The sequence below is a fragment of the Alteromonas sp. ALT199 genome, assembly GCF_018619335.1.
Classification (GTDB): Bacteria; Pseudomonadota; Gammaproteobacteria; order Enterobacterales; family Alteromonadaceae; genus Alteromonas.
The window spans coordinates 17,203-30,759 of record NZ_JAHHDX010000115.1; the positions used below are offsets into that span (position 1 = coordinate 17,203).

Here is a 13,557-nt window from a genome sequence, read left to right on the forward strand (position 1 = left end):
ACACCAAAGATTTATTTTAGCTTCACAAATGTTTCAACATTGCCTACTACTGATGCCATTGTTGAAGTAAATGCAGCCAGACCTTTGAGCTAAATTCTGTCAGCAAACCCGACATTAAAAACATGGATTTCCTTAAGCATAGTCAATAACTCGTAAACTGAACACGAAAAGTCATTATGAAAAAGATAAACCAAAAAATGCGGATCACATTCACTCGATCGATCGCTAGCTTAGTATTCGGTTTGCTTAGTGCACATTGCAATGCAACGGCGACAAACCATGAGCAAGTTGAAGAAGGCGCCAAGCAATACTTGATGAATCAAGTTTCTGATAGTTCGCAGAATACTAACATTGATGTCGATATTGTGAAGATAGACGATAGAATAAATATCCCAGATTGCCCTACGGGTTTTCAATACAACGCCTCACAGCAAGCACTTAGCCAGTCCTACATATCAGTTCGAGTAAGCTGTAAAAATAACGAATGGTACTTATTTACCAGCGGACAAGTAACGCGCACCAAAGAAATTGTGGTCACACAAGGGGCAATAAGTCCTGGGACAGTATTAACCTCATCTAATTTAACGAAGGCAAAAGTTGACGTAAGGCGACTACGCTATACCGCATTCACCGACTTAGAATCTTTGATTGGTGCCAGAATGAAACGTCGCATCACTGATGGTCAGGCAATACAATCAAATATGTTATGTTTTGTGTGCAAAGGCGATAGAATAACGATTACCGCAGAGGTAGCAGGAATGGAAGTTAAGACGGCGGGAATAGCTCAACAAGATGGCGTGGTAGGTGATAATATTAAAGTTGTTAACGCGAGTAGCCAAAAGGCCGTGGTTGCTAGAGTCGCAAGCCCTGAAGAAGTCGTGATACACTTATAAAAGTGGGCGTTAAATATCTACTATTTTGTTCTTAATTTAGCTAAAGATATTAGCCAAAAGGCCGATATATATAACAGAGGCAAAAAAGTAGTGAGGACTAGATATGGCAATTAATAATATAAACAATGGGTTACCAAAAACACCCGTTGATAACGGGAAAGTTGCGCAGCAAAACCAGACGCAACAATCTCAACAGCAGGCTTCAGCGCAATCAGCACAAACAGCGCAAGCGCCTAGACAAGATTCTGTTTCGTTGACGCAATCAGCTCAGCAATTGAATCAAGTTCAGAAAAAAGGGTCTGAGGCTCCTGTGAATCAGGAAAAAGTTGACCGCCTTAAAAAAGCGATTCAAAGTGGTGAGTACAAAGTAAACCCTGAAGTACTTGCTAATAAAATCGCTAAATCAGAATCCGAGATTTTTGGCGCCAAGTAGAAAGCAATAATTAATCGAACACGTTCAACGGAATAAGTATAGTGACAGAGCAAGCTAATCAATTAACCCAAGCATTATCGCGCCAAGTGGAGCAATTGTCTTCGCTTGTCGGTATGCTTGAGAAAGAATTGCAGCTTATCAGCTCACGTGATGCTGAATCTTTAATGAAACTGTTAGATAAAAAGACGGCACTGTTAACATCCATTCAAGCGCTTGACGTTAGTATTGAACGCACTATCGACAATGGCGGTTTTTTATCGGAAGAAGACGAAGCATTAATGGCTAAAGCCAATAAACTTCTCGAAGACTGTAAATACCGAACACAAATCAATCAAAAAGCCGTAGAGCAAGGACAGCTACGCCTCACCCATTTACGGAATTTGATGATGGAAGTTCGAGCAAAAGAGTCACTCACTTACGACAAAAAAGGGAAGCCAAAAGGCGGAACTTTAGGCTCTGGAGTGAGTGCCTAGGCTACTAAATAGCCTTGTATCGCCGCAGAGCATTAACCACACAGTGTATTGACCACATAGACAGCTAAGTTCACTCCATTATCACGTATTTTTTAGTAACCCGCGGCAAAGCAATTAATGCGAATCGCCTTTAACTTACTTCCTAGTAATACTTTACATCCTTCACTCGGCGCGGCTTAGCAGTCGACAAATAAATATCGTAGACCCGCTGCATATCTAAAGAAAGCTCAGTTACGTAGGTATCTTCACCCACAGGATAGGTCTTAATTACTTCGGCACCTCTTATTATTCCTTCAACGGAAGCGCGCATAGTTTCGCTATCAACAACAAGCCTAGATAATGACTGACTACCCTCAATTTTTTGACCATATACTTGCTCGGTCAATTCACGGTATGCATCTAACTTTGATGCTTTCATTGCCATTATCAGCTTCATGCTGTCAGACTCGCCATTTTGCGATGAAATTGGCGCATAACCTACCGCTTTTAAAACAGGATAGGTTTCAGGCTCAACGGTTTCCCATTCGACGTGTTTATCGATAATGCCACATCCACTCAAAGTAATTGCCAGGCCAAACATGGAAGACCGCAAAAGTAACTTCGAATCTTTTAGTCTATTCAACCACATAATTTAAAACCTCTGTGTGCATCAACAAATCGTTAGTGACGTTTAAATGTTTACCTTGATTACCTGTGTAGGCCAATAACATCGCAGCAGAGCGTTAATATCTTATCAGCTCTCATAACGACGCTTTACAGTCATACACCTTAACAAGAATGAAATAAGCAATATATGCGCCCGTTTTTGTTCAAAGATAACTCCCCTCTTTAATTGGCACTTTTTTCGCATACTTATCGCATAGGCTACGACTTTATTTAATCGCTATAACTAAACAACCACAGAGGTGTCACGTGCGACAAGCAAGCAGAACAACGCTAATGACATTATTACCAAAAGTGATGGCGGTATTTTGCCTACTTAGCCTCGTGGCGGGGCAAGCCCATGCCGTGTGGTATGAAGCCACTGGACAAGCGGTGGTAATAAACGGTGACAAAGAAGCAGCTAAACGTACTGCAACGCAAGATGCGCTTAAGCAAGCCATGCTGTTTGCAGGAGCATCGGTGCAGAGCGTTGCTAAACTAACAAACGGCCTGTTAAAAAATGAAGAAATGACGATTCGTTCAACGGGCGAAGTAGAGCAATTAGAGCTTGTCAGCGAAACTTATAATGGCGATGTTGTTACAGTTGCCGTGCGTGCTGATATCTTTCCAAAAGGGAAAGTATGCGCAGCGCAGCATGATCAAAAACACTTCGCTACAACGCATTTCAGAATAAGAAACAGGGCGCAACTAACCCAAGGAAATATTCCGCACTTTGATAAAGCGTTTACACAGCGTTTAGCTAAGGCAATGCAAGAACAAACAGATAACCTTAGCCTTACTTACGTTGCTCCTCATACCGCCAAGTTCGATAGCCGTTATACCGACAAAAACGTACGTACGCTATCAGATCAAAGTAACACGCAATTCGTTATTATCGGGGTTATTGATGATTTAGGTGTTACGCAAACAGAAGCGTCCGTGTTTACACCATGGCGAAGCGATACTTCACATCGTGCTTTTGCAATGTCTGTACAAGTTTATGACGGTATTAACGGTGGTATGTTGTTTAGTTCTTCCTACAATACTAATGAAGAGTGGACGTTTGATAGGTTTGAGGACGTTGATGAGTTTTCGTCAACCTTTTGGCAATCGCGCTACGGCCAAGCAGTTGATTCGTCAATGAGTCAATTAATAGAAGATATTAAAGAAGTAACGGCCTGCCAACCTATTACAGGCCGAGTTATCAATATTGCGAACAATCAAATATCGGTATCTCTTGGGCGAGATAATGGCATTTCTGAAAAAGATGAACTACATCTTTACCAGGCTAGAGAGGTAGTCGACAATCGCGGTAAACGATATCTTCAATATACGCTCTACCCTGGTACATTTGTTGTTGATAGCGCTTATGGCAATTCGTCAGTTGTAGTCAACACAACGTCAGGGATTACTGCTAACATTCAGGAAAACGATTTTGTAGTTAAGAAGTAAATTTGCTTTCACTTAAATGAATGTAAGTCTTAAGAGTTAGAGTAACAGGGTTGGAATATCAACATACCCGTGGTATACCTATAACTACGTATAATATCTAATACTTAATGTTTAGGTAGAGGCGAGTAGTCTCTATTATACTTTAGTATGACCCACATAATAAAAATATGACCCTTTCTCTGTTTGCGTCGCACTGCTTAACATTAGTAGCTTTACTACTGGCTGGACAACAACTGAAGGATCACTACGTCATCGAGTTTCCAAAGCTCGAACAGGAAGTTAAAAATAATTTTGGAACTAACAAAGCATTACATGTCATCGCTCTAGAACATAAACTTCACGATCTTGAAAATAAGACAGTCAAAGAGCAGCTAATCGGTGTAAACGCTTTCTTCGACGAGCATATCCAATACGCTACCGACGATATCGTATTCAAACAAAAAGACTATTGGGCCACGCCTTCGGAACTTTTCGGTCATTCTCGCGGAGATTGTGAGGATTATGCCATTGCAAAATACGTAGCTCTGCTACACTTAGGTATCGATAGTTCTAAACTTCGCCTAATTTATGTAAAAGCGAAAATTGGTAGAAGCCGTGTAACGCAAGCACATATGGTTTTAGGATACTATGATTCCCCTTCATCGGATCCTTTGGTGCTCGACAGCTTAGTGTCTAATGTGTTGCCAGGTTCTCAACGGACGGATTTAATTCCTGTTTTCAGTTTTAATGATTCGGGTATTTGGCAGCCAGGTAAAACTGCGCAAGTCTCTTCGTCTACTAGCAGACTATCAAGGTGGCGTGATGTTATTGAGCGCATGAAGCAGGAGGGGATTAGCAGAAGGTCTTAGGAGTCTATGTCAATAACAAGAGAATTATGGCTTGCCATAGCAGTTGTTGTCCTTGTTGCAATTGCAGGTAGCGTCACAATTCATGGAATAACTACCAAGCAATACGTAGAAGAGCAGCTTTATTCAAAAAACCTAGATAACGCTAGTATGCTTGCCCTTACCCTAAGTGGGCTTGACAAAGACCCTGTTTCACTAGATCTTTTTATAATGTCGCAATTTGACATTGGTCACTACGCATCTATTGTGCTTCAAAAATCTAACGGTGAAATTGTCTCTGCACACACGCACGAAGTGCAATTAGATGAAGATACGCCAAAGTGGTTTTCAGATAATTTTTCTCCCATAGTCAAACCAGGTATCGCCCAAGTAAGCGAAGGTTGGGGTCAGTACGGCACGGTTTATGTCGAGACGGATACTAGCTTTGCGGTGGCATCAATGTGGCGCGCTACACAGCGACTTATTTTTGGTTTATCTCTTGTTGGCATATTTGCAGGCTTATTAGGGGGCTGGGCACTTCGTTTTATTATCCGACCTTTAGACGACGTGGTAAGTCAGGCTGAATCATTTCAAGAGATGCAATTCGTTCAGCTAAAAGAGCCACGCACCTTAGAGCTTAAACGCGTAGTACGAGCCATGAATTTTCTCGCAACCAATTCTAGAAAGATCATGGAAGAAGAAAATACGCGACTCGATCTTATGCGCTATAAAACTCAATTTGATGACGAGTCGGGTGTTGCTAACAGAGATTACTTCATTTCAATTTTAAAAGGGCAACTTGCTTTTAGAGATACCGAGGGGGTGAACTGCCTTTTCTTCGTCAGATTTACCGAAGGCGAAGGTTTTTTGCGCTCATCAGCGAATATCAGAAAAAGGCGCATTCGCGATTTTGTTGAGGAAATTAACGACTGCCTTTCATTACATCATCATCAGTTTACTGACAGCCGCATTGCTAGAATGCAAAGAAATGAATTCGCTATTTTGCTTACGGAAACCCATGATCCCGTAGCAATATCTGAAGCTGTGCATGGCGCTTGCTTAAGTTCATTCAGCGAAGTTGGCGATCCCAAAGTCTTTCAATCTGTTGTTAAACTTCGCCCTGAAGAGAGCTTCTCTGATCTATTAATGCGAGCAGATGCGATGATTGATGAAGCAGAACTGGTAGATATGGATGAGCCGTTTATCGAATCAACGCTCAAAGAATTTATTAGCTTGGTAGAGCAAAAACGCTGGGAAAAAGAACTACAAAATACTATTGACGAATGTGGTGTAGAAACTTTTAACTTCCCGGTTTTAGATATTGACCGAAATTTGGTTCACTATCAGAGTTGGGCGGGCGTCACTATAGATGGCGAGCTAAGGAAAAGTGGTTATTATACCCATTGGGCTCGATATTTAGGGCTCTTACCCCAGCTAGAACTAACCACAGTTACCAGCTTAATCAACTACATAAACCGCACTAATACAAACTCGAAGTTTGCTTTTTTATGTTCTGAGCAATTTATGCTCAACCCAGAAATTCTAGCTCAACTTTATTATCAAATTGGGACCAACGAAAAAGCGGCAAAACAATTATGTCTTGAAGTACGAGAGTCAACAGCTACGCGATTCCCTGATGAGTTTAGAGACTTTTGTACAACGCTTAAAGCCAAGGAATGCGAAGTGGGTTTAAAGCGAGTTGGAGAGTCCTTCTCGCAGTTGTTGAATGTTCAGGAAATGGGTTTGGATTATGTAAAAATCGACTCTGCGTTTATGGCAGATATCGATTACAATCCTGCCAATCACGCCTTTATACGTGGCTTCTGCTCCCTTGCCCATACTTTCGGTATAAAAGTTTATGCAGACGGAGTTAAGCGCTCCGATCATCAGGAACTATTCATTGAATTAGGGATAGACGGTGTGGTTTCACATATTGAAGTTATAGAGCATCTTTTAGATGACTAAATTCGCCTATACGAAGCAATAAGCTTATCCGGTCTTTCGCTTCAAACTTGTGAAGGAGCGTACCAACATATTCTTTAACGGTACGCTCTGTAATACCGTGCTCTCTAGCTATCTCCTTGTTGCTTAACCCTTCCAAAATACCATTTAACACATCTTTTTCTCGGTTGGTTAGCTCACGCAGCACAGGTAGATTACGCTTCGTCTGCAAGTTCGCAGCGACATTTGAAGTAGTCACTGTCAATAATTCATTGGGCAACCACATGCCTCCAGCTTCTATAACACGTGCTACAGAAGACAGTAGAGATTGTGTCCCTAGCGCATGGCAATATGCTCTAGCACCTAACATTAGTGCTGTTTGCATCTCTAGGCGGTCATATTTGTAGGTGAGCAAAACGAGGTTATCGGCTTTTTGTTTTGCCTCAAGCAGTAACTGACGCCAGCTTTTATCGCTCGCCATAATCCATACACAGTCACTACTTTCGCACTTTAGTTCATTGACACTACTATAACTAGACCAAGAGTATTGAGTAAGTGCCCCTTGTAAGTCTTTTTCTGCGATAAAATGCCTCATTAGCGCTCCCTCAGCGCAGAGGCTGTCACATTAAATAAGGGCGATAAAATGTAATTAAGAACGGTTTTCTTACCCGTTAAAATATCTACTTGCACAATCATGCCTGGCAGAATGTCCAAAGATTCATCTGCGATGCTTCGCTTTGTTTCAAGCCTGACAAGGTAATAGGTTTCATCTTTTTCATTGGTAATAGCATCTGCACTAATGTGCTGAACTTCAGCCGACATGCCACCATAAATAGTAAAATCGTATGCACTAAATTTCAGGATTGCCGGCTGCCCTTCCCTAATAAAAGCAATATCTTTCGGTGAAACTTTGGCCTCAACAATAAGCTGATCATCTTGAGGAACAAGCTCGACAACGGCACTACCTGGTGTAATAACGCCGCCTACTGTGTTGATAAGAAGTCGTTGAACCGTTCCATTAATAGGAGAGCGCAAGTCAGCTTGCAATACTACATCTTCTAAACTCGTTTGAGACTGCTGTAGCATAGCCATTTCACCAGTCGCATCGGTCAATTCTTGATTCCATCGATTGATTAGCTTTAGGCGGGCCTCTTCCTTCTTAATAATTTCTTCTTCAATAGCGTTAAGGCCTCGCTCTATTGCCACTTTAGATTTGCTGATGTTGCCTTCAAGCTCTACTATTTGACGTTCTAATCTAAGAATTTCTATTTCCGACACTGCTCCTGATGCTAACAATGGCTTAGTCACCGCAAGCTCTTTTTTAGAAAGTGTCAGCACATTTTGATATTGAGAGAGATTAGCTCGCTCTTCTTCAACATCTTGTCGGCGTTGCAAAATACGGGAATCAGAACCCGCCGCGACTTCATCAAGCTCAGCTAAATTCGAGTTATAGAGTTTTCGCTCATTATCTACGATAGTAGGCGCCTCTTCCTGAAGTTCTCGATTAAACCGCAATACCTCGCCCTGGGTAAGCGCAGACAAGCGCTGTACCTTCGCGGCAAGTGCTGCAAATTGCGTGGTATTTTCTTCTAAACTGGACAGAAAGCGCGTGGGATCGACTTTTAATAGCACTTGCCCTGCTTCAACGGTTTGTCCTTCACGCACTAAAATCTCCTGCACTATCCCGCCATCGTAGGACTGGAGCACCTGCAGTTGTTGTGACGGAATAACTTTGCCATCACCCTTAGCAACTTCGTCAATCTCTGCGAAATAAGACCACACCACCAACAAAAACAGCACTATTATTACAACATAGAGTAGACCACGGGCTTTTACTGGCGTTTGCATAATGCGCGACCATTCCGCTTCCAACACCCAATCTTGTCCTGGTGGCGGCGCAAGCCAGCCTCGCATAAGCCGCTGTAACCAGTCCTTTTTCTCACCATCACTTTTCAAAATCATGGCGCCCTCTTCAATACTTGACTGGGTTGTCTAAACTGCACTAATACCTCTTCCTTTTTACCATCTGCAATAACTTTTCCGTTTTCTACAACAATTACCCGTTCTACTAAATCGAGCAATGTGGTTCTGTGCGTATTGATAATGAGAGTTTTACCTGCTGTTGCCGCTTTAATCGTTTCCTTCATTTGCGCTTCATTGGTTGAATCCATGGCTGAAGTTGGTTCATCCATAATGTAGATTGCAGGGTCTCGCACTATGGCTCTTGCCATCGCCACCGCCTGGCGCTGGCCTCCTGATAGTAAGCAGCCGCGTTCACCCACATTTTGCTCTATGCCACTCGCACTTCCATTGACTAACTTTGCCAAACCGCACTGACTTATGATCTCCCAAAACTCAGCGTCATCAAGATGCGTATCCTCTGGCAAGATATTGTCTTTTAGTGAGCCATGAAAAAGACTCACATCTTGCGGGACATAGCCTATTTGTTTACGCAATAACGTTGGGTCATACTGCTGAAGGTCTATCCCATCCAACAAAAGTTGCCCCGATTCAGGGCGATAAAAAGCCATGATGAGCTTGTTCAAGGTTGATTTTCCGCATCCGTTTTTACCCAAGACAGCGACGTGTTCTCCATGTTTGATAGAGAAGTTAATGTCCTTCAACGCGAGAACGGTTTCATCTGGGTACTTAAAACAGAGCTGGCTAGCATCAATATTCCCTTTTAGCACGACATTATTTTTTATTTGCTTGTTGCTACCTGTTTCACTTGGCAGAGACATTATGTCATCAAGGGCATTTTTTGCGGTTTCAGCATGATGGAACTGCGCGAGCAATGCTGCCGCCTGAGAAACAGGCCCCATAGCTCGGCTTGATAGTAAATAAGCAGCAATTAACCCACCTTGGGTAATTACCCCCTCAATAATAAGGTAAACGCCAGTGAGAATGATAACTACACCCACCGATTGCTGGATCCAAAGCGCTGCGTTATTTACCGACATAGATACTAGGCGGAGTTTGGCGTTCACTTTGGCTAGAAAAATGGTCTGCTTTTCCCATGCGCTTTGGTTTCTGCTTTGGTAACCAAACGCTTTAACGTCTTCTAGTGACGTAACGCTTTCAGTCACAAGCGAGCTTTTGCGAGAGCTGATTTCCATCGACTCTTCAGAAAGAGAACGCATTACCCGCTGCGCCTTCATCGCATAAAGGAAAAGAGCAGTGGCGCCAATTAGAATTGGAATGATCAGATAAATATCAATCATGGCGATAATGACGACAAACAGTAGCCCGAAGGGTAAATCGACCAGTGCCACTAAAGTGACAGAACCAAAGAACTGCCTAATACTTTCAAAAGACTGTAAGCTATTTATGAAAGAGCCACTTTTAGCGGGCTTGCTAGCTAAGTTTATAGACAGCACTTTTTCCATTATTTTCGCCGATAGCGTGACGTCTAATCGACTCGCCGCCAATTCTACAAAGTACTGTCTAAGCATGCGCAATAAAAAATCTGCCGCTAGCACAAGTAAAACGCCAATAGCAAGCGCCCACATAGTTTCTAAAGCAGCATTTGGCACTACCCTGTCGTATACATTCATCACGAACAGGGGTAATGCGATAGAAAGCAAACTGATAAAAACGGACGCCAAAAGAACATCGCGATACAAACCTTTTGCTGTTCTAATGGAGGACCACAACCAATGGCCTACTGATGACTTGTCTATTTGAGCATTGGTTTCTTGTGCATTCATCTCGGGGCGAGCGAAAATGACATACCCTGTATAACTGTCACTTAGCTCATCTCTTGGTACTTCGAGCACAGCGTCATCGAGCTCCGGATATGAGACTCTGGCATGGGTTTTATCAAGCCCATGTAATACGCAGGCTTGCTTATCTCTAAGCACTAAAACAGCGGGCAATATCGCAGTATTGATATGGTCTAAATCCCGTTTTACAGTTCTACTGGCCAGCCCCGCTCGTTTCGCTGCGCGTTCAAACCCCGTGGGAGACAACTCACCGTGATCTAAAGGCAGTCCGCTAAGAAGACTCACTCGAGATACATCCAAATGGTGGGCATGGCAGATTGTTATCAGACAATCCATCAATACACCACCTTGTTTCTCAAGATATGATATGTCGCTGTCGACCTTTTTTTCCTTCATACAGGTCTACCACATCACTATTGCGTTGAAGGAAGCTGGATGATAGCCGCCTCAATTCTACGATTGCGGGCATTAGCCGCTTCTGACTCTTCATCGACGAGTGGACGAGTTTCACCATAACCAACAGCGGTGATCCTTCTAGCTTCTATGTTTGCTTTTGCCATAAGCATTGATGCGACAGCTTTCGCTCTACGTTCAGATAGGCGCTGATTGTAGGCGGCGTCGCCATCTAAAGAAGCATGACCATGAATTATCACTCCAGAATTAGGATCACTATTGAGCGCATCGATAACCTCCTGAAGAGAGTTCTCATATTCAGGCAAAACCTCGGTAGAATTCGACGCAAACTCAATGTTAACGTTAAAAGACTCTATGATATTCGCGTTGTCCAACGTGAAGTCTGCAGCACTTGGCTCTGGCGCTAATTCAGGCTCTTTAGCTTCACAACCAAAGTCATCGACCATAGCGCCTGGTGTTGAATCTACACAGTCATCCCATAAATCAACAATGCCGTCACCATCAGAATCGCGCTTTAGAATATTCAATTCATCTTCAAAGTCAGTGCGAACTACAGGACAAACGTAGTTAGGGTCGTAGGTGATTTTTTCTTCCGCTTTGTCTAATACATCAGGCACGCCATCTTTTGTTATTCCTAACGTTTGCGCTAAGCTTCCAGATGCTGCAAGCAGTCTTACTCGTGCTTTTTCTAGCGTATACTGCGCTTCCAAGTAAGCACGACTAGATTCATAGTACTCATTTTCTGAATCTAGCAAATCCAATAAAGAGCGTTCACCTATGGTGAATTGGTCCATGTATGCAGATTTCACTCTGTCTGAAGATAGTCTATGTGCATTCAGCGCAGGAAGTTGCTCTGTAATATTGATGATGTCGTTATAAGCAATCTGTACCGTTTGTCTCATATCGATACAGGCTTTATCTCTTAAGTCTTTTGCTAAGTCTACCTGCGACAGAGCCTGCCTTATAGCCGCGCTATCCGACCCACCGTTATACAAGTTATAGGAAAAATTAACGCCAACGCTCGCCTCGGTGATGGTGTTGTTTAATGCAGCTTGATCTCGTGTTTGCGCACCATAACTTGCGGTCAAATTAACCTGAGGATGGTAGAGACTCTTTGCACTATCGACCGCATAACGCTGCGCATCTATGTTATAAATAGCAGCATTAAATTGTGGATTAGTGCCATACGCGCTAGTAAGTAAAGATTGTATATCTGTGACGTTTGCATCAACGAAAGCAGAGTTTATTGATACTGACTGTAGGTTTTGAGCAGGCTTTTCACCCACCAACCGCAAAAAGCGTGCGGTAACATCGTGCAAATTAGATAGCTCAGTAAGCACGTTAGACTCGGCAAGAGAAAGGCGACCACTGATTTGCTCTAAGTCAGCTCTACGACCTACCCCAGCTTCCACGCTCTCTTCAATTTGTTTGAACACATCAACGTGAGTTATCAGGTTTTCTTCAGCAAGCTTTAAGAGCTCTCGAAACAACTGAACATCCATATAAGCAAGGGCGGTATCTAACGACTTCTGCTCAATTTCGCCCATTAATTCGAAAAAGCGTACAACTTGCGCTTGCTTGAATCGCTTTACCTCACTGCTTGTTAAAAAACCGTCGTATAACATTTGGGTAAGTGTGATTTGAGCAGTATGGCCCATGTATTCACGATCCAAACCATAGTTTCTATCAGTGTACGCGCTTGACGCCAATACATCGACCTGTGGCCGAAAACCACCTCGCGCGATGTCAACGTCTGACATTGCTACCTGAAGTTGTCGCCAGCTGGCTTGTACTTCCGGATTTTCGTTTACTACCTTTCGAACATAATCTTCCAAACTGACTGGCGAGTTGTTTATACCATTGCTTTGAGCAATAGCAGCATGAGCAAGCACAGCGCCAGTTGTTCCAGTAACAACCTTGGTAAGCACTGAGTTAATTAACTTCATATATGCGTCTCACTATATAAAAATTAAGCGACATTTGTGTCGTTTCTTACATTTTAAAAAGTAGACGCTATGTGTATTTCTGCAAACCTAACCCTCAATTAATAGATTAAATATTAATATATTAGGGGTAACTACCTAGAGCTTATACCAAAGAATAAGTGCTCTCCGTACCACGGTCCGGTAACCGATTTAAAAACCTCTGCTACGCTTTTTCTATAGCGTGATATTTATTGATTGAGAGGGAAATATGGCTGAAGTAATCATTGCAGAAATAAATGGTGAAGCTTCTATTGTTCGTGGTGAAACAGGTGAACAAGTTGTTGCTACTGTCGGAATGACTGTTTATGAGGGAGATGTATTAGATGTTTCACCCAATGGGTTTGTTACCGTTAGTGTCGATGGCGAACTTCGCACACTTCCAGCCGGACAAAGTGTCACCTTCCCGCTGCAATTAGATTTTACAGAAAGCAATTCTGACGATGAATTTGCCGTCTTTGACGAGAGTGTCGATGAGCTTGCCGCATTGCTTGACGGCGTTGATGGCGTGGAGAGTGTCGAAGGAGAGAACCAAACAGGCGATGCTGATTTTCTTGACGCGCTTGCTGGTGACGGCGACATTTTAGAGTCATTGGAAGCTACCGCTGCCGGTCTTGATGGTGGAGCGGGTGCAGGCGGAAGTAACTTTGTTCGTGTTGATCGTATAAATGAAGACGTTGACCCAGCCGGTTTTCAGTTCGATCAAAATGCAAATGGTAACGACGATGTTACGCCCGTTGAGTTTTCTGAAACAGGTGAACAAGCACAAGATATCTCACTT

General features: G+C 42.9%; 11 protein-coding genes and 1 pseudogene. 7 read left to right on the top strand and 5 right to left on the bottom strand.

The genetic code is table 11. From position 1 onward, the window contains the following. Window positions 1–176 precede the first annotated feature (176 nt). From flgA to flgN, 3 genes are all read left to right on the top strand, one after another. Window positions 177–893, top strand: coding sequence for a flagellar basal body P-ring formation chaperone FlgA (gene flgA / locus KL866_RS12240; RefSeq protein ID WP_025254323.1), 717 nt, complete (start codon window positions 177–179; stop codon window positions 891–893). 103 nt (window positions 894–996) lie between these two features. Next, on the top strand, window positions 997–1,326 hold the full coding sequence (flgM, locus tag KL866_RS12245; protein ID WP_025254322.1) for a flagellar biosynthesis anti-sigma factor FlgM: 330 nt from the start codon (window positions 997–999) through the stop codon (window positions 1,324–1,326). 41 nt (window positions 1,327–1,367) lie between these two features. Then, on the top strand, window positions 1,368–1,799 hold the full coding sequence (gene flgN, locus KL866_RS12250) for a flagellar protein FlgN (RefSeq protein WP_025254321.1): 432 nt from the start codon (window positions 1,368–1,370) through the stop codon (window positions 1,797–1,799). Window positions 1,800–1,941: 142 nt separating this feature from the next. Here the strand turns inward: flgN and KL866_RS12255 are convergent, their stop codons facing one another. Next, window positions 1,942–2,427 carry an LPP20 family lipoprotein gene (locus KL866_RS12255; protein ID WP_025254320.1) on the bottom strand — a complete coding sequence of 162 codons (486 nt, stop codon included), beginning with the start codon at window positions 2,425–2,427 and terminating at the stop codon, window positions 1,942–1,944. Between the two features lie 311 nt (window positions 2,428–2,738). On the opposite strand from KL866_RS12255, the gene KL866_RS12260 reads away from it, so the two are divergent. From KL866_RS12260 to KL866_RS12270, 3 genes are all read left to right on the top strand, one after another. Next, window positions 2,739–3,893, top strand: a complete 1,155-nt coding sequence (locus KL866_RS12260; RefSeq protein WP_251140007.1) for a flagellar assembly protein T N-terminal domain-containing protein — start codon at window positions 2,739–2,741, stop codon at window positions 3,891–3,893. 167 nt (window positions 3,894–4,060) lie between these two features. Then, window positions 4,061–4,741, top strand: a complete 681-nt coding sequence (locus tag KL866_RS12265) for a transglutaminase-like cysteine peptidase (protein WP_025254318.1) — start codon at window positions 4,061–4,063, stop codon at window positions 4,739–4,741. A 6-nt stretch (window positions 4,742–4,747) separates the two neighbouring features. Beyond that, complete coding sequence (locus KL866_RS12270; protein WP_214995252.1) at window positions 4,748–6,682, top strand: LapD/MoxY N-terminal periplasmic domain-containing protein; 1,935 nt, start codon at window positions 4,748–4,750, stop codon at window positions 6,680–6,682. On the opposite strand, the gene KL866_RS12275 is transcribed toward KL866_RS12270, so the two are convergent. From KL866_RS12275 to KL866_RS12290, 4 genes are all read right to left on the bottom strand, one after another. Next, entirely contained in the window at window positions 6,657–7,253 is a 597-nt protein-coding gene (locus tag KL866_RS12275; protein ID WP_025254316.1) for a response regulator transcription factor, read from the bottom strand. The two genes, KL866_RS12270 and KL866_RS12275, sit on opposite strands and share 26 nt — an antisense overlap. After that, window positions 7,253–8,620, bottom strand: coding sequence for an HlyD family type I secretion periplasmic adaptor subunit (locus KL866_RS12280; RefSeq protein WP_214995254.1), 1,368 nt, complete (start codon window positions 8,618–8,620; stop codon window positions 7,253–7,255). The genes KL866_RS12275 and KL866_RS12280 overlap by 1 nt, the downstream gene beginning before the upstream one ends. Further along, the gene (locus KL866_RS12285) at window positions 8,617–10,716 is read right to left on the bottom strand and encodes a type I secretion system permease/ATPase (protein ID WP_214995262.1); all 2,100 of its coding nucleotides are present in this window, start codon (window positions 10,714–10,716) and stop codon (window positions 8,617–8,619) included. The genes KL866_RS12280 and KL866_RS12285 overlap by 4 nt, the downstream gene beginning before the upstream one ends. A 77-nt stretch (window positions 10,717–10,793) precedes the next feature. Then, window positions 10,794–12,740, bottom strand: coding sequence for a TolC family outer membrane protein (locus KL866_RS12290; protein ID WP_214995256.1), 1,947 nt, complete (start codon window positions 12,738–12,740; stop codon window positions 10,794–10,796). A gap of 247 nt (window positions 12,741–12,987) precedes the next feature. Here KL866_RS12290 and KL866_RS20635 point away from each other — a divergent pair. After that, a pseudogene (locus tag KL866_RS20635) lies at window positions 12,988–13,476 on the top strand (retention module-containing protein); the annotation flags it as partial. Between the last annotated feature and the right edge of the window lie 81 nt (window positions 13,477–13,557).

Coding starts and splice junctions, on each gene's coding strand:
- KL866_RS12290 (WP_214995256.1), bottom strand. CDS start 12,740: ATGAAGTTAATTAACTCAGTGCTTACCAAGGTTGTTACTGGAACAACT.
- KL866_RS12280 (WP_214995254.1), bottom strand. CDS start 8,620: ATGATTTTGAAAAGTGATGGTGAGAAAAAGGACTGGTTACAGCGGCTT.
- KL866_RS12265 (WP_025254318.1), top strand. CDS start 4,061: ATGACCCTTTCTCTGTTTGCGTCGCACTGCTTAACATTAGTAGCTTTA.
- KL866_RS12270 (WP_214995252.1), top strand. CDS start 4,748: ATGTCAATAACAAGAGAATTATGGCTTGCCATAGCAGTTGTTGTCCTT.
- KL866_RS12285 (WP_214995262.1), bottom strand. CDS start 10,716: ATGGATTGTCTGATAACAATCTGCCATGCCCACCATTTGGATGTATCT.
- KL866_RS12260 (WP_251140007.1), top strand. CDS start 2,739: ATGACATTATTACCAAAAGTGATGGCGGTATTTTGCCTACTTAGCCTC.
- flgM (WP_025254322.1), top strand. CDS start 997: ATGGCAATTAATAATATAAACAATGGGTTACCAAAAACACCCGTTGAT.
- flgA (WP_025254323.1), top strand. CDS start 177: ATGAAAAAGATAAACCAAAAAATGCGGATCACATTCACTCGATCGATC.
- KL866_RS12275 (WP_025254316.1), bottom strand. CDS start 7,253: ATGAGGCATTTTATCGCAGAAAAAGACTTACAAGGGGCACTTACTCAA.
- KL866_RS12255 (WP_025254320.1), bottom strand. CDS start 2,427: ATGTGGTTGAATAGACTAAAAGATTCGAAGTTACTTTTGCGGTCTTCC.